The 24712-nt window shown below is 51.6% G+C and carries 16 protein-coding genes and 1 pseudogene; 4 read left to right on the plus strand and 13 right to left on the minus strand.

Annotated features, from left to right (window positions below; translation table 11 throughout):
• The first annotated feature begins 1 nt into the window (after window position 1).
• Entirely contained in the window at window positions 2–1069 is a 1068-nt protein-coding gene (gene glpQ, locus OGX67_RS12075; RefSeq protein WP_071697042.1) for a glycerophosphodiester phosphodiesterase, read from the plus strand.
• A gap of 61 nt (window positions 1070–1130) precedes the next feature.
• On the opposite strand, the pseudogene OGX67_RS12080 reads toward glpQ, so the two are convergent.
• The 5 genes and pseudogenes from OGX67_RS12080 to ubiG all read right to left on the minus strand — a co-directional run.
• A pseudogene (locus OGX67_RS12080) lies at window positions 1131–1220 on the minus strand (hypothetical protein); the annotation flags it as partial.
• Between the two features lie 21 nt (window positions 1221–1241).
• Window positions 1242–1496, minus strand: a complete 255-nt coding sequence (gene yfaE, locus OGX67_RS12085; RefSeq protein ID WP_003027609.1) for a ferredoxin-like diferric-tyrosyl radical cofactor maintenance protein YfaE — start codon at window positions 1494–1496, stop codon at window positions 1242–1244.
• Window positions 1496–2626 (minus strand): class Ia ribonucleoside-diphosphate reductase subunit beta, encoded by a 1131-nt coding sequence (nrdB, locus tag OGX67_RS12090; RefSeq protein WP_006683700.1) that lies wholly within the window; start codon window positions 2624–2626, stop codon window positions 1496–1498. Before nrdB ends, yfaE begins: the two co-directional genes overlap by 1 nt.
• A 110-nt stretch (window positions 2627–2736) precedes the next feature.
• Window positions 2737–5022 carry a class 1a ribonucleoside-diphosphate reductase subunit alpha gene (gene nrdA, locus OGX67_RS12095; protein WP_071697045.1) on the minus strand — a complete coding sequence of 762 codons (2286 nt, stop codon included), beginning with the start codon at window positions 5020–5022 and terminating at the stop codon, window positions 2737–2739.
• 488 nt (window positions 5023–5510) lie between these two features.
• Window positions 5511–6239, minus strand: a complete 729-nt coding sequence (ubiG, locus tag OGX67_RS12100; RefSeq protein WP_003027601.1) for a bifunctional 2-polyprenyl-6-hydroxyphenol methylase/3-demethylubiquinol 3-O-methyltransferase UbiG — start codon at window positions 6237–6239, stop codon at window positions 5511–5513.
• Window positions 6240–6397: 158 nt separating this feature from the next.
• On the opposite strand from ubiG, the gene gyrA reads away from it, so the two are divergent.
• Window positions 6398–9034 (plus strand): DNA topoisomerase (ATP-hydrolyzing) subunit A, encoded by a 2637-nt coding sequence (gene gyrA, locus OGX67_RS12105; protein ID WP_044701169.1) that lies wholly within the window; start codon window positions 6398–6400, stop codon window positions 9032–9034.
• 43 nt (window positions 9035–9077) lie between these two features.
• On the opposite strand, the gene OGX67_RS12110 is transcribed toward gyrA, so the two are convergent.
• The 6 genes from OGX67_RS12110 to atoS form a co-directional block, all read right to left on the minus strand.
• On the minus strand, window positions 9078–10262 hold the full coding sequence (locus OGX67_RS12110; RefSeq protein ID WP_257651508.1) for an acetyl-CoA C-acetyltransferase: 1185 nt from the start codon (window positions 10260–10262) through the stop codon (window positions 9078–9080).
• 30 nt (window positions 10263–10292) lie between these two features.
• The gene (locus OGX67_RS12115; protein ID WP_048218308.1) at window positions 10293–11615 is read right to left on the minus strand and encodes a TIGR00366 family protein; all 1323 of its coding nucleotides are present in this window, start codon (window positions 11613–11615) and stop codon (window positions 10293–10295) included.
• The gene (locus OGX67_RS12120) at window positions 11612–12262 is read right to left on the minus strand and encodes a 3-oxoacid CoA-transferase subunit B (protein ID WP_257651507.1); all 651 of its coding nucleotides are present in this window, start codon (window positions 12260–12262) and stop codon (window positions 11612–11614) included. The genes OGX67_RS12115 and OGX67_RS12120 overlap by 4 nt, the downstream gene beginning before the upstream one ends.
• Before the next feature lie 2 nt (window positions 12263–12264).
• Window positions 12265–12924, minus strand: a complete 660-nt coding sequence (gene atoD, locus OGX67_RS12125; RefSeq protein WP_003845129.1) for an acetate CoA-transferase subunit alpha — start codon at window positions 12922–12924, stop codon at window positions 12265–12267.
• Window positions 12925–13122: 198 nt separating this feature from the next.
• Window positions 13123–14508: an acetoacetate metabolism transcriptional regulator AtoC gene (gene atoC / locus OGX67_RS12130; RefSeq protein WP_220393132.1), complete on the minus strand. Its 1386-nt coding sequence runs from the start codon at window positions 14506–14508 to the stop codon at window positions 13123–13125.
• The gene (atoS, locus tag OGX67_RS12135; RefSeq protein ID WP_257651506.1) at window positions 14505–16343 is read right to left on the minus strand and encodes a two-component system sensor histidine kinase AtoS; all 1839 of its coding nucleotides are present in this window, start codon (window positions 16341–16343) and stop codon (window positions 14505–14507) included. Before atoS ends, atoC begins: the two co-directional genes overlap by 4 nt.
• Window positions 16344–16511: 168 nt before the next feature.
• On the opposite strand from atoS, the gene rcsC reads away from it, so the two are divergent.
• Window positions 16512–19358: a two-component system sensor histidine kinase RcsC gene (gene rcsC / locus OGX67_RS12140; RefSeq protein WP_086529426.1), complete on the plus strand. Its 2847-nt coding sequence runs from the start codon at window positions 16512–16514 to the stop codon at window positions 19356–19358.
• Between the two features lie 112 nt (window positions 19359–19470).
• On the opposite strand, the gene rcsB is transcribed toward rcsC, so the two are convergent.
• Both rcsB and rcsD read right to left on the minus strand, forming a co-directional pair.
• Entirely contained in the window at window positions 19471–20121 is a 651-nt protein-coding gene (gene rcsB, locus OGX67_RS12145; protein ID WP_003027592.1) for a response regulator transcription factor RcsB, read from the minus strand.
• Window positions 20122–20137: 16 nt separating this feature from the next.
• Entirely contained in the window at window positions 20138–22807 is a 2670-nt protein-coding gene (gene rcsD / locus OGX67_RS12150; protein ID WP_257651505.1) for a phosphotransferase RcsD, read from the minus strand.
• Window positions 22808–23544: 737 nt separating this feature from the next.
• On the opposite strand from rcsD, the gene OGX67_RS12155 reads away from it, so the two are divergent.
• Window positions 23545–24660 (plus strand): porin OmpC, encoded by a 1116-nt coding sequence (locus tag OGX67_RS12155; protein ID WP_003027588.1) that lies wholly within the window; start codon window positions 23545–23547, stop codon window positions 24658–24660.
• Window positions 24661–24712: the final 52 nt, after the last annotated feature.

The following is a 24712-nucleotide window of genomic DNA, read 5'->3' on the forward strand; positions in this document are numbered from 1 at the left end:
GATGAAAACCACATTGAAAAGTCTCAGCGTGGCGCTGATGCTGGCAGGTATGGTTGTGAGCAGCGCGGTGGTTGCCGCAGATAAAGTCGTGATTGCGCACCGTGGTGCCAGCGGTTATCTACCGGAGCATACGTTACCTGCGAAAGCGATGGCCTATGCTCAGGGAGCGGATTACCTGGAACAGGATTTGGTGATGACTAAGGACGACCATCTGGTCGTCCTGCATGACCACTATCTTGACCGCGTCACCGATGTTGCCGAGCGTTTCCCGGATCGTGCGCGTAAAGATGGGCGTTACTATGCTATCGACTTTACGCTGGATGAGATTAAGTCGCTGAAATTTACCGAAGGCTTTGATATCGAAAATGGCAAAAAGGTCCAGACCTACCCGGGGCGTTTCCCGATGGGTAAATCTGATTTCCGTGTGCACACTTTCGAAGAAGAGATTGAGTTCGTTCAGGGATTAAATCATTCAACCGGTAAAAACATCGGCATTTACCCGGAAATGAAAGCGCCGTGGTTCCATCATCAGGAAGGGAAGGACATTGCGGCTAAAACGCTGGAAGTACTGAAAAAGTACGGGTACACCGACAAGAACGACAAGGTCTATCTGCAGTGTTTTGATGTCGCAGAGTTAAAGCGCATTAAGAATGAACTGGAACCGAAGATGGGGATGGATCTCAATCTGGTACAGTTGATTGCGTACACTGACTGGAATGAAACTCAGGAGAAAAAGCCGGACGGCAGTTGGGTTAATTACAACTACGACTGGATGTTTAAACCGGGTGCCATGAAGCAGGTTGCGCAGTATGCGGACGGCATTGGGCCGGACTACCACATGCTGATTGATGAGAAGTCGAAGAAGGGCAATATCTCGTTAACTGGCATGGTGCAGGACGCACATCAGAATAAGATGGTGGTGCATCCTTATACCGTTCGCGCCGATCAGTTGCCGGATTACACCACTGACGTAAACCAGCTGTATGACATTCTTTATAACAAAGCGGGCGTTGACGGGCTGTTCACCGACTTCCCCGACAAAGCAGTGAAATTCTTGAATAAAGAGTGATGGCGTAAGGTCTGTGATGCACCTCCGGTCACAGGCCTTAATGGATGAAACGTTTTAACCGCTAGATAAGGCCGTCTGCTGTCAACGTTTCCATACAAGCCTGCAGGAGAAATAAAGGGCTGCCGTCCACCGGCGGCTCTTTTGCCAGTAACAATTTTTATCCCGCCTTGCGTTACAGCTCTATTTCAATATCGCCTTTCGCCCGGCAACAACAGGGCAAAATTTCACCCGGTTGAATGAAGGCCAGAGGTTCGGCAATCCAGTCAACCTGTCCCGCCACCAGGCGGGTACGACAGGAGCCGCAGTAGCCTTCACGACACTGATATTCTACTTCAACATCGTGCGACTCGAGTGCGGCAAGTAGGGAAGGATGTTCATCCTGGCACAGCAGTTGTGTGCCAGAGATGCGCAAAGTCACGCGGCCCATCAGAGCTGGAAGTTACTCAGATCGTCAGTATCAACTTCCGAATCGATCTGGCCGACCAGATAAGAGCTGACTTCCACTTCCTGAGGTGCGACCTGGACGTTGTCAGACACCAGCCAGGTATTGATCCACGGGATCGGGTTAGAGCGTGTCTGGAATGGCAGATCGAGTCCGACAGCCTGCATACGGATGTTGGTGATGTACTCAACGTACTGGCACAGAATGTCTTTGTTCAGGCCAATCATTGAGCCATCACGGAACAGATAGTCCGCCCACTCTTTTTCCTGCAGCGCGGCCTGTACGAACAGGTCGTAACATTCTTGTTTGCACTCTTCGGCAATTTCCGCCATCTCCGGATCGTCTACACCGCTGCGCAGAAGGTTCAGCATATGCTGAGTACCAGTCAGATGCAGGGCTTCATCGCGGGCGATCAGACGAATAATTTTCGCGTTGCCTTCCATCAGTTCACGTTCGGCGAATGCGAAGGAGCAGGCGAAGCTGACATAAAAGCGGATCGCTTCCAGCGCGTTAACGCTCATCAGGCACAGATACAGCTTCTTCTTCAGCTCACGCAGGTTTACGACAACCGTTTTGCCATTAACGGTATGCGTACCTTCACCGAGCAAATGCCAGTAGCTGGTCATCTCGATCAATTCGTCGTAGTAGCTGGAAATACCTTCTGCGCGTTTCTGGATTTGCTCATTAGTGACGATATCGTCAAACACTACCGCCGGATCGTTAACGATATTGCGAATAATATGAGTGTAGGAGCGGGAATGGATTGTTTCAGAAAACGCCCACGTTTCCACCCAGGTTTCCAGTTCAGGGATCGAGATTAACGGCAGCAGCGCGACGTTTGGACTACGTCCCTGAATGGAGTCCAGCAGCGTCTGATACTTCAGGTTACTGATGAAGATATGTTTTTCATGTTCCGGCAGTGCCTGGTAATCGATACGATCGCGAGAAACATCGACTTCTTCCGGACGCCAGAAGAAAGAGAGTTGCTTTTCGATCAGTTTTTCAAAGATGTCATATTTTTGCTGATCGTAGCGGGCGACGTTCACCGGCTGGCCGAAGAACATCGGTTCCAGAAGCTGATCATTTTTCGTCTGTGAAAAAGTGGTGTATGCCATTGATGTGAATCCTGTCTGGAATGTACTGCCGGATGCGCTTTGCTTATCCGGCCTACAATACCGCGAATTAATTTGTAGGCCGGGTAAGCGCTACGCCACCCGGCAAAAGATTAAATCTTACATGCGCCGCTTTCGCAGCCATCATCCTGAATGGACGGTACCAGATCGTCCTGAGAGTCTTCCGCACCGTCACGGGTGTTCTGATAATACAGCGTTTTGACACCAAATTTGTAGGCGGTGAGCAGGTCTTTCAGCAACTGCTGCATCGGTACTTTTCCGGACGGGAAGCGCGACGGATCGTAGTTGGTGTTGGCAGAAATCGACTGATCGATAAATTTCTGCATGATACCTACCAGCTGCAGGTAGCCGTCGTTGTTCGGCATTTCCCACAGCAGTTCGTACGCGTCGTGCAGGTGTTCGTAGTCCGGCACGACCTGACGCAGAATTCCATCTTTCGATGCTTTGATGCTCACGTAACCGCGTGGTGGTTCAATACCGTTGGTGGCGTTGGAGATCTGCGAAGAGGTCTCGGACGGCATCAGAGCGGAGAGCGTGGAGTTACGCAGACCGTGCGTCTTGATGGATTCACGCAGCTGTTCCCAGTCCAGATGCAGCGGCTCGTTGGCAATCGCATCGAGGTCTTTCTTATAAGTATCGATCGGCAGAATGCCTTTCGCATAGGTGGTTTCGTTAAACCACGGGCATGCGCCTTGCTCTTTCGCCAGCTCGTTAGACGCTTTCAGCAGGTAATACTGAATCGCTTCAAAGGTTTTGTGAGTCAGGTTATTAGCGCTGCCGTCAGAGTAGCGTTTACCGTTTTTCGCCAGCCAGTAGGCATAGTTGATAACGCCAATACCCAGCGTACGACGCCCCATCGCACCGCGTTTGGCGGCCGGAATCGGATAATCCTGGTAATCGAGCAGCGCATCCAACGCACGTACCGCCAGTACGGCCAGTTCTTCCAGTTCGTCCAGACTTTCGATAGCGCCCAGGTTAAATGCGGACAGCGTACACAGCGCAATTTCGCCGTTTTCATCGTTAACGTCGGTCAGCGGTTTGGTCGGCAGGGCGATTTCCAGGCACAGGTTGGACTGGCGTACCGGCGCGACAACCGGATCAAACGGGCTATGGGTGTTGCAGTGGTCAACGTTCTGAATATAGATACGACCAGTAGAGGCACGTTCCTGCATCATCAGTGAGAACAGCTCAACCGCTTTCACGCGCTGTTTGCGGATGCTGTCGTCGTTTTCATATTGGGTGTACAGACGTTCGAACTCATCCTGATCGGCGAAGAACGCGTCATACAGACCCGGGACGTCGGACGGGCTAAACAGGGTGATGTCGCCGCCTTTCAGCAAACGGGTGTACATCAGTTTGTTGATCTGTACGCCGTAGTCCATGTGACGAACGCGGTTGCCTTCGACGCCACGGTTGTTTTTCAGGACCAGCAGGCTTTCAACTTCCAGGTGCCACATTGGGTAGAACAGCGTGGCTGCACCGCCGCGTACGCCACCCTGAGAGCAGGATTTCACCGCAGTCTGGAAATGCTTGTAGAACGGAATACAGCCAGTGTGGAACGCTTCACCGCCGCGAATCGGGCTACCCAGCGCACGGATGCGACCGGCGTTAATGCCGATACCGGCACGCTGAGAAACGTATTTCACAATCGCGCTGGAGGTTGCGTTGATGGAGTCAAGGCTGTCGCCGCACTCGATCAGAACACAGGAGCTGAACTGACGCGTTGGGGTACGCACGCCGGACATAATCGGCGTCGGCAGCGAGATTTTGAATGTAGAAACAGCGTCGTAGAAACGTTTCACATATTGCAGACGTGTTTCACGCGGATAGTTAGAAAACAGGCAGGCTGCTACCAGAATGTAGAGGAACTGTGCGCTTTCATAGATTTCACCGGTAACACGGTTTTGCACCAGATATTTGCCTTCTAACTGCTTCACCGCAGCGTAGGAGAAGGTCATATCACGATCGTGTACGATGAACGAGTCCATCTGCTTGAACTCTTCTTCCGTGTAGTCTTCCAGCAGATGATTGTCGTATTTGCCCATTTCAACCATTTTCACGACATGGTCAAACAGTTTTGGCGGTTCAAACTCGCCGTAGGCTTTTTTGCGCAGATGGAAAATCGCCAGACGGGCGGCCAGATACTGATAATCCGGCGCTTCGCGGGAGATCAGGTCGGCGGCAGCTTTGATGATTGTTTCATGGATATCGGAGGTCTTGATACCGTCATAAAACTGAATGTGGGAGCGCAGCTCGACCTGAGAGATCGATACGTTATTCAGTCCTTCTGCCGCCCAATCCAGAACTCGGTGGATTTTGTCGAGATTGATGCGCTCTGTACTACCATCACGCTTTGTCACCAGCAGACTCTGATTCATGTGGTTTTTTACCTGTCCGTGAAAGAAAAAATATCCCCCATATTATCCACAGAGTCATGTTGTGACTAAGTCTGTGGATAAATACTATATGTAGGGGTTGTTTGATAAAATAGACGCTATATGGTGAGTATTCTAGTAGGGATTCTTTTCAGCACAAGAGTTGATTTTGAGGTTAAATTGAGGTTGCAAAAGGGTGAGAATCGCTAAGTGCGCGTCTTATAAGGCCTGGCGGGGATGTCAATAATTGAGAAAAAAAATAGAAATTTTGATCGAGTGCTGATTTCTTCATCTAAGGTAAGGAAAGTTCTTATGATCTGGCGCAAAAATTGCTGTACCGGTACTACTCAGGATTGGTAGGCGATGCGTAATAACGTAGGCCTGATAAGCGAAGCGCCATCAGGCGTTAAAGCCCGGAGTCGTGCCGGATGGCGGCGCTGGCGCGCTTTATCCGGCCTACAATCCAGCGTCATAAGGCCATGAGCGCTGGTTTATTCGCTTTTGGCGGTGGTATGCACCATATAGTTCACATCAACGCCCGGACCGAGTTTGAAGGTGTTAGTGATGGGGTTGTAGTGCAGGCCGGTCATATGACGCTCTTTCAGCACGGTCTGGTCAACCCACTCTAACAGTTCAGCGGGCTTAATGAATTTTTTCACATCATGCGTGCCTTTCGGCACCATCCGCAGAATATATTCCGCTCCGACCACCGCCATCAGCCAGGATTTGCCGTTGCGGTTAAGCGTGGAAAAAAAGACTTCGCCGCCCGGTTTAACCAGTCTGGCGCAGGCCCTGACCACCGACTGCGGATCTGGTACGTGCTCCAGCATTTCCATGCAGGTCACCACGTCATACTGATGCGCATGCTTATCCGCATGTTCTTCGACAGTTTCTTGTACGTACTCCACCTGGATGCCGCTCTCCAGCGCATGCAGTTTTGCGACCTGTAACGGTTCAAAGCCCATGTCCAGCCCGGTGACGGTTGCGCCTTCGCGCGCCATGCTTTCCGCCAGAATGCCGCCGCCGCAGCCGACGTCGAGAACCTTTTTACCAAACAGGCCACCTGAGCGCTCAGTAATGTAGCCCAGACGCAGCGGGTTAATACGGTGCAGTGGCTTAAATTCACCCTCAAGATCCCACCAGCGTGACGCGACTGCTTCAAACTTGGCAATTTCTTCATGGTCAACGTTGTGAGTAACCGGGGGTTTTTCGGCATTCATTGGGGCTTCTACTCCTAAATTTGCGATGCAAATGAGTATATCAGCCTGACGGGATGAATAAAGCCTCTGTCAGGGGGAATCCATTTACCTGAATCTTCACGTATGTGTTATAATTTGCGACCTTTGAATCCGGGATACAGTAGAGGGATAGCGGTTAGATGAGCGACCTTGCGAGAGAAATTACACCGGTCAACATTGAGGAAGAGCTGAAGAGCTCCTATCTGGATTATGCGATGTCGGTCATTGTTGGCCGTGCGCTGCCAGACGTCCGAGATGGCCTGAAGCCGGTTCACCGTCGCGTACTTTACGCCATGAACGTATTGGGCAACGACTGGAATAAAGCCTATAAAAAATCTGCCCGTGTCGTTGGTGACGTAATCGGTAAATACCACCCTCATGGTGATATCGCCGTTTACGACACCATTGTTCGTATGGCGCAGCCATTCTCCTTGCGTTACATGCTGGTAGATGGTCAGGGTAACTTTGGTTCTGTCGATGGCGACTCCGCAGCGGCGATGCGTTATACGGAAATCCGTATGTCGAAAATCGCCCATGAGCTGATGGCTGACCTGGAAAAAGAAACGGTTGATTTCGTCGATAACTACGACGGCACCGAACAAATTCCTGATGTCATGCCGACCAAAATTCCTAACCTGCTGGTGAACGGTTCGTCCGGTATCGCGGTAGGTATGGCGACCAACATTCCGCCGCACAACCTGACTGAAGTGATCAACGGCTGTCTGGCATATATTGACGATGAAGACATCAGCATTGAAGGGCTGATGGAACATATTCCGGGTCCGGACTTCCCGACTGCAGCGATCATCAACGGTCGTCGTGGTATCGAAGAAGCCTACCGTACCGGCCGTGGCAAAGTGTACATTCGCGCACGTGCGGAAGTCGAAGCGGATGCCAAAACGGGTCGTGAAACCATCATCGTCCACGAAATTCCGTATCAGGTAAACAAAGCGCGCCTGATCGAGAAAATCGCCGAACTGGTAAAAGACAAACGCGTAGAAGGCATCAGCGCACTGCGTGACGAGTCTGACAAAGACGGTATGCGCATCGTGATTGAAGTGAAACGCGATGCGGTCGGGGAAGTGGTTCTGAACAACCTTTACTCCCAGACCCAATTGCAGGTTTCCTTCGGTATCAACATGGTTGCATTGCACCATGGCCAGCCGAAGATCATGAACCTGAAAGATATTATTGCCGCGTTCGTACGTCACCGCCGTGAAGTCGTAACTCGTCGTACTATCTTTGAACTGCGTAAAGCCCGCGACCGTGCGCACATCCTTGAAGCGCTGGCGATTGCGCTGGCGAACATCGATCCGATCATCGAACTGATCCGCCGTGCGCCGACCCCGGCAGAAGCGAAAGCCGCGCTGGTTGCGCGTTCGTGGGAACTGGGCAACGTTTCCGCCATGCTGGAACGTGCTGGTGATGACGCCGCGCGTCCTGAATGGCTGGAACCGGAATTTGGCGTGCGTGACGGTCAGTACTACCTGACTGAACAGCAGGCTCAGGCTATTCTGGATCTGCGTTTGCAGAAACTGACCGGCCTTGAGCACGAAAAACTGCTCGACGAATACAAAGAGCTGCTGGAACAGATCGCTGAACTGCTGCACATTCTGGGCAGCGCAGATCGTCTGATGGAAGTTATCCGTGAAGAGATGGAGCTGATTCGTGAACAGTTCGGCGACGCGCGTCGGACCGAAATTACCGCGAACAGCGCTGACATCAACATCGAAGATCTGATTAACCAGGAAGATGTTGTCGTGACCTTGTCTCATCAGGGCTACGTGAAATATCAGCCGTTAACCGATTACGAAGCGCAGCGTCGTGGCGGTAAAGGCAAATCTGCAGCACGCATTAAAGAAGAAGACTTTATCGACCGCCTGCTGGTGGCCAACACCCATGACACGATCCTCTGCTTCTCCAGCCGTGGTCGTCTGTACTGGATGAAGGTTTATCAACTGCCGGAAGCGAGCCGTGGTGCGCGTGGACGTCCAATCGTTAACCTGCTGCCGCTGGAAGCTAACGAACGTATCACCGCAATTCTGCCGGTACGCGAGTACGAAGAGGGCGTCAACGTCTTCATGGCAACCGCCAGCGGTACCGTGAAGAAAACGGCATTGACCGAATTCAGCCGTCCGCGTTCTGCCGGTATTATCGCCGTCAACCTGAACGAAGGCGACGAACTGATTGGCGTTGATCTGACGTCCGGTAATGACGAAGTTATGCTGTTCTCTGCTGCCGGTAAAGTGGTGCGTTTTAAAGAGAACGCAGTTCGCGCGATGGGTCGTACGGCGACCGGTGTTCGCGGGATCAAACTGGCAGGTGAAGACTCCGTTGTTTCCCTGATCGTTCCACGCGGTGAAGGGGCAATCCTGACCGTCACGCAGAACGGTTACGGTAAGCGTACAGCGGAAAGCGAATACCCAACCAAGTCTCGTGGTACGCAGGGTGTTATCTCCATCAAAGTCACCGAGCGTAATGGCTCCGTTGTTGGCGCAGTACAGGTTGAAGATACCGACCAGATCATGATGATCACCGATGCAGGTACGCTGGTACGTACTCGCGTGTCGGAAATCAGCGTGGTAGGGCGTAATACCCAGGGTGTTATCCTTATCCGTACTGCGGAAGACGAAAACGTTGTGGGTCTGCAACGCGTTGCTGAACCGGTTGATGATGAAGAGCTCGACTCCATCGACGGAAGTGCAGCTGAAGGTGACGAGGATATCGCGCCTGAAGCGGAAAGCGATGATGATGCAGCGGATGACGCTGAAGAGTAATTAAAACGTAATAAGAAGGGCCGGAGAACTCCGGCCCTTTTTTTTAGTTCATGCGCTCCACGATCATCGCGATTCCCTGACCGCCGCCAATGCACAGCGTGGCAAGTCCAAACGTTTGATCCCGTGCCTGTAACGCATGTAGCAGCGTAACCAGAATTCGCGCGCCGCTGGCACCAATAGGATGTCCCAGCGCAATTGCCCCGCCGTTGACGTTCACCTTTTGCGGATCGAACCCCAGCGTTTTGCCGACGGCAAGGAACTGCGCGGCAAAGGCTTCGTTGGCTTCAATAAGATCGATATCGGACAGTTGCAGCCCGCTCAGTTGTAACGCTTTTTGGGTGGCTGGAACCGGCCCCATTCCCATCATAGCAGGTGCCACGCCGCCGCTGGCCCAGGCTTTGATCCGCGCCAGCGGTTTTAACCCTGCCGCCAGTGCCGCAGACTCTTCCATTATCACTAATGCCGCCGCGCCGTCGTTGATCCCCGAGGCGTTGCCAGCGGTGACGCTTCCTGCTTTATCGAAGGCAGGACGTAAGGCGGCGAGACCTTCTGCCGTCGAGTCAGCTTTGGGGAATTCGTCACGATCAAAAATGATGGTTTTCTTCCGTGATGACACGCTCACGGGCACGATTTCAGCCTGAAATGCGCCAGATTCGATTGCGGCAACGGCTTTACGCTGTGACTGCAGAGCCAGTTCATCCTGCATTTCGCGGCTGATGCCATACTCTTTGGCAACATTTTCTGCGGTGATCCCCATATGGTAACCATGCTCGGCGCAGATCAGTCCATCGCGCAGAATGACGTCAGACAATTGCCCGTCGCCAAGGCGATATCCCCAACGGGCTTTCGCGTCTAACAGGTAGGGGGCCTGGCTCATGTTTTCCATCCCCCCCGCGACGATCGCCTGGGCTTGTCCCGCTTTGATTGCCAGGGCGGCAAGCGCCACGCTTTTCAGGCCGGAGCCGCACACTTTGTTGACGGTAAAGCCACAAACGGTGTCGGACAGACCGCTTTTTAATAATGCCTGACGCGCCGGGTTTTGCCCGAGCCCTGACTGCAACACGTTGCCCATAATCACCTCGTCCACGCGCTGTGGGTCAAGGTGAGCGCGTTCAAGAGCGGCTCTAATGACGGTTGCTCCAAGCTCGACGGCTCCCGTAGTTGCCAGTGCGCCGTTAAAACTGCCGATTGCGGTACGAGCCGCGCTGACGATGACACAGTTTTTCATTTTTCAGTTCCTTTAAATAAGAGGTTGCCGTCAGAACAAGGTCAATCCAATAACAAAAATGACGCCGGAGAAGAGCAGGGCGGTGATGCAGTACCCCATGATGTCGCGTACCCCCAATCCGGCGATGGCCAGAGCAGGGAGTGCCCAGAACGGCTGTGCCATATTCATCCATTGCTCTCCGTAGGCGATGGCCATGACAGATTTGCCAAGATCGGCACCCAGAGCTTGAGCGGCAGGCATGACGAACGGTCCCTGAATAACCCAATGGCCACCGCCGGATGGCACGGCAAAGTTAATCAGTGCTGAACTGAAGAAGGTCATCAGCGGGAAGGTATCTTTGTTGGCAACGTTGATGAAAAACTCGGTAATGAGTCCACCGAGACCGGAGTGCTCCATCATCAACTGAATGCCCGCGTAGAAGGGGAATTGCACCAGAATTCCGGCGGTGCTCCGTGCGGCAGCGCTGACGGCGCGCATATAGGCCATCGGCGTTTTGTGCAGCAGCAGACCGGCAATCATAAACATCAGGTTGACGGTATTGATGGTGATGTTGAAACCTTTCTCGGCAAAGTAGATGCCCAGATAGGCAATGCCTAATGCCCCGATGATCAGCGCCAGAATGCGGCTCTCTTCCAGTTTTTCCGATGGCGGCGCATCTGGCGGCAGTTTCTTCTGAAAATCAGCTTCTTCCAGTAACAGTTTTGGATCGATGCTCACCACGTCTGAAGGTTTTGGCGTCATCATGCGTGTAATGAACGGCATCACAACAATTAGCGCCACGGTGATGAAGATATTGAAGCCGGTGAAGAGAGTATCCGCGACAGGAATCAGGCCCGCTACGTGCTCGACCGGGTTACCGGGCGTTGCCGCCAGCAAAGGCATTGAGCCTGAGAAACCGCCACCCCAGGTCAAAAAACCGATATAAGCGCAGGCAATCAATAACGGATAATCGGAACCCGGTACCCGACGGGCGACTTCGCGGGCGAACATCGCCCCAACCACCAGACCAAATCCCCAGTTAATAACGCAGGCCACCGAACCAAAAAAAGTGACCAACATTACGCCCTGAGCGGGAGTTTTGGCGGCGGATGCCGCCGTACGCAGCAGGCTTTTCACCGGCCCGGAACTGGCTAACGCATGGCCGGTTACGATGATCAGCGCCATCTGCATACCAAACGCCAGCAGGTTCCAGAAACCGTCACCCCAGAATTTCACCATGCTGATAGGCGTCTGTGGTGTTAACCACAGTGCGATGCCAAAGGTCAGCAACGTTAACAACATGGCGAAAATCAGCGGGTCAGGCAGCCAGCGGCTGACCACCCGCGTCATAAAGCGAGCGATGCGGCCAATCATGCGTCACTTCGCAGGATGCGCAGATCGTCGGCAATATCAAAATGGGCGTCGGTTTTTTCACGCAGCGTGGCGATGTCGCATCCTTCGACGACGTCAGTCAGCCACATTTTGCCGTCAATAAAGCGAAATACGGCAAGCTCAGTGACCAGCATGTGCACAGCATGTTGCGCAGTAAGCGGCATGGTGCATTGACGCAGGATTTTCGCTGAGCCGTCTTTCGCGCAATGTTCCATGGCGATAATGACTTTACGCGCACCGGTCACCAGATCCATTGCGCCACCCATGCCGGGCACCATCTTGCCGGGAACCACCCAGTTGGCGAGGTTTGCCTGCTCATCGACCTGCAACCCGCCAAGCACACAGGCATCAACGTGACCGCCGCGAATAAGCGCAAATGACATGGCGCTATCAAACATCGCCGCGCCCGGCAAAATACCGCACGGTTGACCGCCCGCGTTCACCAGGTCAGGATGCGCGGTGATCACAGGGCCCAGTCCCAGAAAACCGTTCTCAGATTGCAGCGTAATGTGAATATCCGCGGGCAAATAGTTGGCAACCATCGTCGGCAGGCCGATACCTAAGTTAACGATATCGCCATCGCGAAGCTCTTGCGCCACACGGCGCGCAATACGTTGTTTAGCATCCATGATTAGCTCTCCTGTGGAATGACGATATGGTCGATAACAGCGCCGGGGGTAACAATCTGGTCAGGCTGCAGCTCACCTGTTTCAACCATTTCATCCGGTTCGACCAGCGTGATGTCGGCGGCGAGGGCAATTAACGGGTTAAAGTTCCGGGCGCTGAGCTGATAAGTGAGGTTGCCAAGCATGTCAGCGCGATGGGCGCGAATAAGCGCTAAATCGGCGCGCAATGGACGTTCAAGCAGCCAGGTTTTACCCTCGAGCGTCATGGTCTGTTTGCCATCTTCCACGATGGTGCCGACGCCGGTGGGTGTCAGAAAGCCGCCAAGACCCGCGCCGCCGCAGCGGATTTGCTCGATCAGGGTACCTTGCGGAACCAGTTGAACGTCCATTTCGCCTGCGATCATGCGGCGACCCGTTTCCGGGTTGGTGCCTATGTGTGAAGCGATCACTTTGCTTACCCGCCCATTGACGATCAGGGGTCCGATACCGGTATCGACAAAGGCAGTATCGTTAGCAATTAGCGTCAGATCCCGGACGCCGGATTCCAGCAGGGCTTCAACCAGACGAGGCGGTGTGCCAACCCCCATAAAACCACCGACCATGATGGTCATGCCGTCACGAAAGAAGCCCGCAGCGTCTTGTAAGGTAATCAGTTTTGTTTTCATTATGTTTCCCTTTTTGCATACTCCATTTTGGGTATGCTTAGGGAATTGCAAGCAGGGTGCCAGAATGATAAAGGTGAAATGAGATTATTTAATGCATTGAAATTAAATGATAATTTTTCTTCTTTTGCTGAGGGGAAGATGAGGGGACTATGCAGAGTTTTGCGCAGTGTGCAAAATTCTGCATAGCAAATTAGCGTATCAGGAACCCGATGGGTCGATGCCGTACTCTTGTAATTTATACATCAGAGCGCGACGGCTAATCCCCAGCATCAACGCCGTGCGGGTACGATTGCCGTCCTGATTATCGAGGACTTCGAGGATAATGCGTTTTTCTTCACGCTTAATCTCTTCTTTCAGATTGCGTTCCCCGGAGTAAGTTGGTTTTGTCTCTGTCATTGCGCTAACCGGGCTGCGAAACGGGTCGGGGAGATCGTCGGCAAAGATCACCGCGCCGGTATTCATCACGACTGCACGTTCGATGACGTTTGACAGTTCGCGAATATTACCCGGCCAGGGCCAGGCGGTGAGAATCGACATCGCTGTCGGGTCGATCTCAATAATATCTCGCTGATTTTCAGAGCTGAATTTTTGTAAAAAATGGTTTGCTAATAAGGCAATGTCTTCCCGACGCTCACGTAAGGGAGGCAAAGTCAGATGGATAACGTTGAGCCGGTAAAACAGGTCTTCGCGAAATGTTCCTTCCTTCACCATCGTTTGCAGGCAGCGGTTAGTGGCGGCGACGATGCGAATATCAACGCGAATGGTCTGGTGCCCGCCGATGCGTTCAAACTCTCTCTCCTGCAAAATACGCAGTAGTTTGGCCTGCAGCACCAGCGGCATCTCACCAATTTCATCAAGCAATAACGTTCCCTGATGAGCGCGTTCGAACAACCCCTGGCGCAACGTCTGTGCCCCGGTAAACGCACCTTTTTCGTGACCAAACAGCTCGCTTTCCAGCAGCGACTCCGGCAGAGCCGCGCAGTTAACTTTAATAAACGGGCCGTTGGCACGTTTGCTGTTGTAATGAATGGCGCGGGCGATCAGCTCTTTTCCTGTGCCACTTTCACCGCTTATCAGGACATTTGCCTGTGAGAGGGCGATTTTCGCCGTGTCTTTACAGATATCCATCATTCGTGGGCTGTTGGTCAGAATATGTCCCCATTGCCAGCTGGTGCTCAACGCTTTATGCAGATTGCGGATTTCCTGTTTCATCTCCTGCAGTTGCAATGCGCGTTGAATCACCATGCTTAGCTCGTCGAGATCAAAGGGCTTAATCACGTAGTCGAATGCGCCGCTGCGCAGAGCTTCTACTGCGGTTTCCACTTCGGCGTAGGCGGTCATCAGAATGACGGGGATCCGTGGTTGCTGCGCACGCATGACTTTCAGTGCGTCGATGCCATCCATCTCCGGCATACGAATATCCATCAGCACCACATCTGGCTGCGTTTCTCTAAACAGGTTCAGCGCGGCTTTTCCGTCGCTGGCACAATGCGTTTCATGCCCTTGCAGGGAAAATGCGGTGGCAAGCATACGGCGAACATTTTCTTCATCATCAACGATGAGAATACGGTAGGTCGTTTTCATTCTGACGGATTTCCCTGCGGGTTAAGAGGTAACATCAGGGTGAATATCGCCCCGCAGCCAGGCTGGCTGGTTACGTGGATATCCCCCTGATGCGCGTTAATGATGCGCTGGCTCAGCGCCAGTCCAAGTCCGGTGCCGGATGCTTTTGTCGTAAAAAAGGGATCGAATATTTTCTTCTGGATGGCGAGTTCAATACCGTTGCCATTATCTTCAATCATCACGGCCTGTTGCGAGGCAGAGTATTGCCAGGTGCGAATGCGAATTTCTCCTCGTGCAGCGATCGCCTGTACCGCATTGATTAAAATATTGAGGACTACCTGTTTGAGAAGCTCGCGATCGGCGACGATCGGCGGCAGGCTGGGATCTAATTCCGTTATAAAGGCGATCCGTGCCTGAAGGCCAGCGGTTTGCACCAGGATTAGCGTTTCTTCAATTAGCGCATTGAGCTGGATCTGTTGCCACTGGCTTTGTCGCGGTCGCGAGAAATCTAACAGTTGTTGAATAACTTTATTGATGGAATCAATTTCATTAAGCACAACAGATAAATATTCCTGATGCTCTGGCAGAGAGGTTTGCTGGCGGATGATCTGGACGTAGCCACGGATTGCGGTCAGCGGATTTCTCACTTCATGTGCGACGCCGGCCATCAGCTCACCTAAGGTGGCAAGCCTTTCAGTTTGCGCCAGCCGACGCTGGGTCTCTTTACGCGCGGTTAAATCGGAGAAAATAACCAATGCGCCAATCAGCTCGCCGTGGGCGTTATGGATCCTGCTCGTGGTGACGCTGATTTCAATGGTGCGTTCACGTCCAGGAAAGCTAATCTCCTGGGCCACATGTTCAGTACCGTGCTCAAGGGTGTCCAGTACCGGACTATAAAATTGCGTGTTGGCAAAGAGCGTCGCGTAGGACTGTCCAACCAGTTCATGCAGCGTATAGCCGGTTATCTGCTCTGCCGCAGGGTTCATGGTGGTGACGTCACCCTGTCTGTCGATGGCAATCACGCCATCGGCAGCATTTTCAATAATCAGATCGTTAAGGGTTTTGGTTTCTCGTAGCGTTTGCGCCAGCGCATTGACGCTACGGCTGATTTGTCCCAACTCGCCGGGGAGTTCAGGCAATCGGGCAGGCGTTTTTTGTGCCAGCGTTGAGAGTCCATCGGTGATAATGTCGATATTCGCACTGAGGCGGCGTGAAAAATGCACGATGAGCAGCAGGCTACAGATGAGCCCGGCAACCAGGACAGCAATAATTCTGACGTCCATTTTCCAGGCCTGCTGGCGGATATCTTCCGTCAGTTCATTGGCCCAGATATAGCCAATAACTTCACCCTGGCGCTCTATTGGGATCATGGAGTTGAGTATATCGCCGCGTACTTGTCGCCCTGAATAGACCACTGGCGAGTTGCTACTCATCACTTCACGTCCGGGGTGATCCTCGGTGATGGTAATACCTACGTTGCTTTGGTAGAGCGCAGAGGGGGCATAGGTGATAATGGCATCCAGCGCTTTGTGGTAATACCCTGCGCCAATGCCGGGAAACGCCTGCGTAATCCGTTCGGTGACGGGGCCCAACTCATGATTAAGCGCGCGAATACGCGCTTCACGCGGCAGATCCGGGTAGTGACTGAAGCTGTCGCCCAACGCATCGTTTAGCAGGGTTATCACCGATGAAAGTTTTTTCTCTTTTTCAGATAAGACTGCTGAACGGCCTTCAGTTTCTACGATATAGCCTATAGATATCGTCGGAATGATGACCATCAGAATGGCCATCATGATCATTTGGTTGCGTAATCGTCGTGGGTATAACCGACGAGCCAGCCATCTCAGGCCGCGCATTCTGACATCCGTGCAGTGTTTTTCAGGCAAACGACGATTATCACGGGTTAAGACAATGGTTTCAGAGCGGTGTATCATATTCCCGTAAAGAGAGGGCATTGCGACGCCGGACATTTACCGCTACCTTAACCACACTCTATTAATGCCCTGAGGCGGAGCTTCGCCCCTTTGAAATACCTTGCTTCCGTTCATTCAACCCTAAAAGTCTCACGCTACCTGTTCAGAGCGCTGGCGCTCGTTATCTGGTGTCTGATTGCGTTTGCCTCCGTGTTCTACATTGTGAATGCGCTGCACCAGCGAGAGTCTGAAATCCATCAGGAGCTTAATCTCAGTTCCGATCAGGCCCAACGTTACATTCAGCGCACCTCTGATGTGATTAAAGAGCTGAAATATATTGCCGAAAATCGCTTAACGGCGGAAAACGGCGTGATGTCGTTGCGGGCGCGAGACGATAAAACCGTCGTGCCTAATTTTGAGCCGCTGTTTGCCGACTCCGACTGTTCCGTAATGGGCAACGCCTGGCGAGGTTCCCTGGAATCACTGGCATGGTTTATGCGCTACTGGCGCGACAACTTTTCCGCCGCTTATGATTTAAATCGAGTGTTCCTGATCGGCAGCGACAACCTCTGTATGGCCAATTTCGGTTTGCGTGATATGCCCGTCGAACGAGACGAGGCCCTGAAGGCTCTGCATGAGCGCATTATTAAGTATCGCAATGCTACGCAAGAAGAAAACGGCAACAACTTGTTCTGGATTAGCCAGGGGCCGCGTCCGGGAGTAGGGTATTTCTATGCACTGACGCCGGTTTACCTCGCCAATCGTCTCCAGGCGCTGTTGGGCGTAGAGCAACCTATTCGCATGGAGAATTTCTTCACGCCGGGCAGTTTACCGATGGGCGTGACCATCCTCGACGAAAATGGCCATGCGCTAATTTCTCTCACCGGCCCTGAAGGGAATATTAAGGCTGAGCCCCACTGGATGCAGGAGCGCTCCTGGTTTGGTTACACGCCGGGTTTCCGCGAGCTGGTATTGAAGAAAAATCTGCCTCCGTCCTCCCTGAGCATCGTGTACTCCGTTCCTGTCGACCTGGTGCTGGAGCGGATCCGCATGATGATCCTGAACGCTATATTGCTGAACGTGCTGGTCGGGGCGGCATTGTTTATGCTCACGCGCATGTATGAACGGCGTATTTTTATTCCAGCGGAAAGTGATGCTCAGCGGCTGGAAGAACATGAGCAGTTTAACCGTAAAATCGTGGCTTCTGCGCCGGTAGGTATTTGTATTCTGCGCACGATGGATGGCATTAATATCCTGAGTAACGAACTGGCGCACACCTATCTGAACATGCTGACGCATGAAGACCGTCAGCGGTTAACGCAAATTATTTGCGGCCAACAGGTCAATTTTGTTGATGTGCTGACCAGCAACAATACCAATCTGCAAATCAGCTTTGTGCACTCGCGCTATCGTAATGAAAACGTGGCAATTTGTGTCCTTGTTGATGTCAGTGCGCGCGTTAAAATGGAAGAGTCGTTGCAGGAGATGGCACAGGCGGCGGAACAGGCTAGCCAGTCAAAATCGATGTTCCTTGCGACGGTGAGCCATGAGCTACGTACACCGCTGTATGGCATTATCGGTAACCTTGATTTGTTGCAAACCAAAGAGTTACCGAGTGGGGTGGATCGTCTGGTAACGGCGATGAATAACTCTTCCAGCCTGCTGCTGAAAATTATCAGCGATATTCTCGACTTCTCAAAGATTGAATCTGAACAGCTGAAGATTGAACCGCGAGAGTTTTCACCGCGTGAAGTCATGAACCATATTACGGCTAACTATTTGCCGCTGGTGGTCCGCAAGCAGTTGGGGTTGTACTGCTTTATCGATCCGGATGTGCCTGTGGCGCTGAATGGCGATCCGATGCGTTTACAACAGGTGATTTCTAATCTACTGAGTAACGCAATCAAGTTTACCGATACCGGTTGTATTGTGTTGCACGTGCAGTGCAGCGGCGACTACCTGAGCATTCGAGTGCGTGATACCGGTGTAGGGATCCCTGCCAAAGAGGTGGTTCGGTTGTTCGATCCTTTTTTCCAGGTGGGGACTGGCGTACAGCGTAATTTCCAGGGAACGGGACTTGGTTTGGCGATCTGTGAAAAACTGATCAGCATGATGGATGGGGATATTTCCGTCGATTCCGAGCCGGGAATGGGGAGCCAGTTTACGCTGCGTATTCCGCTTTATGGCGCACAGTATCCGCTGAAAAAGGGTGTTGAAGGATTGGCTGGCACGCGCTGCTGGCTGGCAGTACGTAATGCGTCACTGTACCATTTCCTCGAATCCAGCCTGACGCGTAATGGGATGACGGTGCTGCGATATGAGGGACAACAGCCCGATGCGGATGACCTGTTGGTGGCCGACGATGTGCTGGAACAGGCCTGGCAGGGGCGAGCAGCGGTGATTTTCTGCCGCCGACATATTGGCATTCCGCTGGAAAGAGAGCCTGGAGAATGGATACACAGCGTGGCGTCACCGCACGAACTGCCTGCGCTGTTGGCACATATCTACAGTGTAGAGTTGGGGAGTGAAGAGCTCTCCACGGCGCTGCCAACCCCGGATAAAGCCGGTGCGACGAACGATGACATGATGATCCTGGTTGTTGACGATCACCCTATAAACCGGCGCTTACTGGCCGATCAATTGGGATCGTTGGGATATCAGTGTAAAACCGCGAATGACGGTGTGGATGCGCTCAATGTGCTCAGCAAAAATCATATCGACATTGTGCTGAGTGACGTCAACATGCCAAACATGGATGGTTATCGCCTGACCCAGCGTATCCGCCAGTTAGGGTTAACGCTACCGGTTGTCGGCGTGACGGCCAACGCGCTGGCCGAAGAGAAGCAGCGTTGCCTGGAATCGGGTATGGATAGCTGTCTGTCTAAGCCAGTGACATTGGATGTATTGAAGCAAACGCTGACGGTCTATGCGGAAAGGGTGAGGAAGGCGCGGGAATAACAGATGCCGGATGGCGGCGCTTGCCTTATCCGGCCTACGGAACACGCACCACGCAGTGTCATTCGTAGGCCTGATAAACGGCGTGCCATTAGGCACTTTGGTGTTAAAAGAATTACTCTTTGTCTGAGGGACTCAGCGTTACGGAAGAGAGGTAATTCAACAGGGCGATATCGTTTTCCACACCGAGTTTCATCATTGCCGACTTTTTCTGGCTGCTGATGGTTTTAATACTACGGTTGAGTTTTTTCGCGATTTCAGTAACCAGGAAACCTTCGGCAAACAGACGCAGAACTTCACTCTCTTTCGGTGACAGACGTTTGTCGCCATAGCCGCTGGCGCTGATTTTTTCCAGCAGACGAGACACGCTTTCCGGGGTGAATTTCTTACCTTTCTGCAGTGCGGCAAGCGCTTTCGGCAGATCGGTTGGCGCACCTTGCTTCAGTACGATCCCTTCAATATCGAGATCCAGTACCGCGCTCAGAATAGCCGGATTGTTGTTCATGGTCAGAACGATAATCGACAGGCTCGGGAAATGACGCTTGATATATTTAATTAACGTGATCCCATCACCGTATTTATCTCCCGGCATGGAGAGGTCGGTAATCAACACATGCGCATCCAACTTAGGCAAATTGTTGATCAGTGCAGTGGAGTCTTCAAATTCGCCGACAACATTTACCCACTCGATTTGCTCAAGTGATTTACGAATACCGAACAGTACAATCGGGTGGTCATCGGCAATAATTACGTTCATAGTGTTCATGTATTGGGCTACCTTGCTACAGCAAGCTCTTGACGTAAACGTCAATGTCGCTGATGTATTTTTCTATACCTGGAGCATCTTTCTCTTGAATAAGATGTTCCAGCGCTTCACATAACTGCTTGCCGGGTACCAGATTAAGCATGGCAAACACGCCTTTCAGGCGATGGGCCGTTTGGGCTAACGCAGCGAAATCGCTGATAGCCGCCTCAGTATACAACCTCTTAACATCATCCGGAACTGTGTCTACAAAGAGAGCGTAGTAACCACTGGCATGAAGTTCGGCGTTATCATCTCCGCCGAGGGGGAGTTCCTGGAACCCTTCCTGCGCCAGCTGCTCTTCAATCAGCTCAAGGACAGCTTCCTGCATAGCATTGCTCATATTAAAGTTAACGCGCAGTTGGCCAGGGCCAATTTTCCGCACGCCAGACTCATCATCGCTTAAAAGTAGGCCTGAAGCAGTAAGATTAGACGGATTATCCGTTAAAAAGAGATCATATTCTTGACTATTCAACCGTTCATCGGGCGTGATGCAGGTTGCCCCCCAGTTTTCCAGCTGACGTAATACAATGCTACGTACGTCATTTGAGGTGACATCAACCATTACGCAGACGTCATCCAACAGGCGCTCTTCACTATCAGCATGTTGATCGTGCAGCGGCATTTTAACATGGACGATATAACGTGTTCCAAGTTCTTCCCGCGCTTTAATATTCAGGTGTCCGCCAAGCTTACGGGCTAACTGATCGCACAACCAGAACGTCAGAGGGTTGGCTTTGCCATACCGATCGCCCTGCGTGTCATTGATGAACGGGAAATGGAGATTATCAACTTCATTCAATGTGACGCCTTGCCCGGTATCCAGAATGCGGAAGGTCAGGCGTTCAGCCTCTGACTCATCCTGGTCGACTTCCAGCGTGATTTTACCAATCTGCGTGGTGGTTACCGCATATTGGATCAACAACAGCAAAATACGGCGCAAGGCATCATGGTCGCCACGGCGTTCATCATGGGCGCTAAGGTGATTTTTAATCAGTAGCTGCAGCCCTTTACGCTTAATGGCCGGCAGAACCTCCGGAACTACGTCGTCAATTAATGCCTGCACGGAAAACAGTGTGGATTCACCTTTCCAGGCATCGTTCTCCAGCAGGTTGGCTAGCTGGATTTCGTCCACCATTCGCACCAGAACGTCGGCCTGATTTGCCAGTTTCTGGCTGTCCGGTGTATTGAGCGCGGCGGCATTGGCAGCCAACGTTTTCGCGGGGTCTTTCAGCGCGCTGCCAATATTCTGCATAAAGGCCGCGCGGGCCTGCTGATTTTTCTCATACAGCCGCTGCGCTTGTTTCAGCTTCTTATTGACCAGCACTTCGCGGTCCTGGTCACGAATGATAAAGATCTGCGTTCTCGGGGAGATCTGGCTGCGAAACAGTCTGATTTCATACAGTTCATTATTGATGGTGGCCTGAATGACTCCCTGATGCTGCTCTGCCATGTTGGTAATGTTTTGCAGATTCAAATGCGGCAGCAGGTGATCGGCAATTTTGTTGCTGATAACCGTACGATTTGCTTCTTGATCGTGCACCAGTAAGCCCAGCGGGAGCAGGGATACAATCTCTTCATTGATGGCGCGAAGAACGCGCAGTTCATTATTTGCCGCAAGGTTTGGCGCCACTTGGGTGGAACGGACAGGGAGGTGGCGAAATGTGGTATAGCCAAACAGCGCCAGGGCCAGCAACGCAATGTTCAGCAAAAGAGGTAGCAGAATGCTTTGCAATGTGTCGAGCAGCAATGAGCCAAACGGAACCTGCCATACCAGCCGCATATCCGTTGAGTTTAGCGCTGAAGAGATCTCAATTTTACTGTTGTTGAAATTAATGCTGACGCTGTCAGGCGACTCTTTTTCATTCAGGTGCTCGGTCGTTGAGGTGGCATCAGGTTCCAGATAGAAACTGTCCAGCGGCATACCGGGCGGGATCAAATCATTAATCGGCAGGTCAAAGGCGACAACCGTTGCCAGATGTCCTGGCTGATTAAAGGTCGTGCGTAGCGTGAAGTAATGCCCGTTCTGCCAGGCCAGACGGCGTAGTGAAGAGAAGCTTTCACGTTCATCTAGCGCATTAGCCTGTTGCAGCATCTCAGCGCGCCGGGAATCGACAATATTCCCAATCGTCGATTCTTTAAAACCGGAGGTAAGATCTTTCAGCGGTAACGTCGAGATTAGGATCAGGCTGTTGTCCTGACCATTCAGGTAATACATTGACCATGGGACATTCTCTGCGCCCCACAACGTATCCAGATATGTTGAAATGCGCTGGGTCATTTCCAATGTAGAACTGTCATGCGAGCCGAAAATCAGCGCCTCGGTCTTTCTGCGTGGCTTCTCAAGATAATAGACATCTTGTTTCAGACGCGTTTCCTGCAGCCCTTCTGCACCCGGCGAACTGGTTGAGGCGGCAATATTGTCATAGATTTGCCAGGTCACGTATCGCCAGGTATCGACCCTTTTATGAATGGCATGGGTAATATCGACGATCTGATAGCTCTTATCTTTTAACCAGGTGTTGACGGCGCTCTGGACCATAACACCCATCATCACCAACAGCACAACGATCAGTAATAAGAAGAAACGGGTAATACTTCCTGGCAACAGGGAGAATCGGGTGGAAACCGTTGTGTCAGACTGACTCATTCGTGTTTATGACCTGTTAAACGACGCGAAAGATGAAGGGGCAGTATAAAGGGTAATGTATGAATTACCACACTTACACCGCGCGGCAGAGGTTGCATTTTTTACGCCTCATTTGATTGCACCCGTGACGGTGCAAAGGTGTACAGTGGATAACGGTGGGTACAAATATTCGTACGGAAAGTATACATTTAGCATTAAATAACAATCAATTATTTGTCAGGCTTATATCTGAGCGCAGTGCTATGAGATAGTTAATAGTCGTTATAGTTTTGCATCGGTAGCACAGAAAGGTAAGTTTTGTGTAAAGAAGGGTAAAAAAAACCGAACGCTGAGCATTCGGTTGAAATAGGGGTAAACAGACATTCATAAATGAATGACGGTAATAAATAAAGTTAATGATGATAGCGGGTCTATTTTAGTTGCGAGTGAAGATTTTTTTTTGTCATTCAGTGCTATAAGATTTTTTCGTGTAACTTGTTGATTTTAAAGATCATTAATATGATTCTTGATTATTTGTGCTTATTTTGCCTATTTTTTGATTTTAAAAAAGTTCCCTTATATTAATATTTTGAAACATCTATGCAGATAAATGAAACACCTTAAAAGTTTTAGTATCATATTCGTGTTGGATTATTCTGTGTTTTTGCGGAGAATGAAGTTGCCGACTGGTTAATGACCTTAATCAGTATGCAGTGGCATAAAAAAGCAATAAAGGCATATAACAGAGGGTTAATAACATGAAAGTTAAAGTACTGTCCCTCCTGGTACCAGCACTGCTGGTAGCAGGCGCAGCGAATGCGGCTGAAATTTATAACAAAGACGGCAACAAATTAGACCTGTACGGCAAAGTCGACGGTCTGCACTATTTCTCCGATGACAAAAGCGCTGACGGTGACCAAACCTATATGCGTATCGGCTTCAAAGGCGAAACTCAGGTTAATGACCAACTGACCGGTTACGGCCAGTGGGAATACCAGATTCAGGGTAACTCCGCAGAAAATGAAAACAACGCCTGGACCCGTGTGGCGTTTGCGGGTCTGAAATTCGCAGACGTGGGTTCATTCGACTACGGTCGTAACTACGGCGTAGTTTACGATGTAACGTCCTGGACCGACGTTCTGCCGGAATTCGGCGGCGACACCTACGGTTCTGACAACTTCATGCAGCAGCGTGGTAACGGCTTCGCGACCTACCGTAACACCGACTTCTTCGGTTTGGTTGATGGCCTGAACTTTGCCATTCAGTACCAGGGGAAAAACGGTAGCGTGAGTGGCGAAGACGATACCGGCAGAACTTTCACTGGCGTGACAAACAACGGTCGTGAAGCACTGCGTCAGAATGGCGACGGCGTTGGCGGATCTATCACTTATGATATCGGCGAAGGCTTCTCTCTGGGTACTGCAGTCACAAGTTCCAAACGTACCGACGAACAGAACCGTTTGAACTTCGGTACCGGCGACCGTGCTGAAACCTATACCGGTGGTATTAAATACGATGCGAACAATTTCTACTTTGCAACTCAGTACACTCAGACCTACAACGCAACGCGTGCAGGCTCCCTGGGTTGGGCTAACAAAGCACAGAACTTCGAAGCGGTTGCTCAGTACCAGTTCGACTTCGGTCTGCGTCCGTCCGTGGCTTACCTGCAGTCTAAAGGTAAAGACCTGGGCCGTGGCTATGGCGACGAAGACATCGTGAAATATGTTGATGTTGGCGCGACTTACTACTTCAACAAAAACATGTCCACCTATGTTGATTACAAAATCAACCTGCTGGATGACAATCAGTTCACCCGTGACGCAGGTATCGGTACCGATGATATCGTAGCGCTGGGTCTGGTTTACCAGTTCTAATCTACATTTATTGTTATCAAAGGCCCTGCGGGGCCTTTTTTAATGCTGTTTT

This window comes from Citrobacter sp. Cf118, from assembly GCF_030334095.1.
Classification (GTDB): domain Bacteria; phylum Pseudomonadota; class Gammaproteobacteria; order Enterobacterales; family Enterobacteriaceae; genus Citrobacter; species Citrobacter freundii.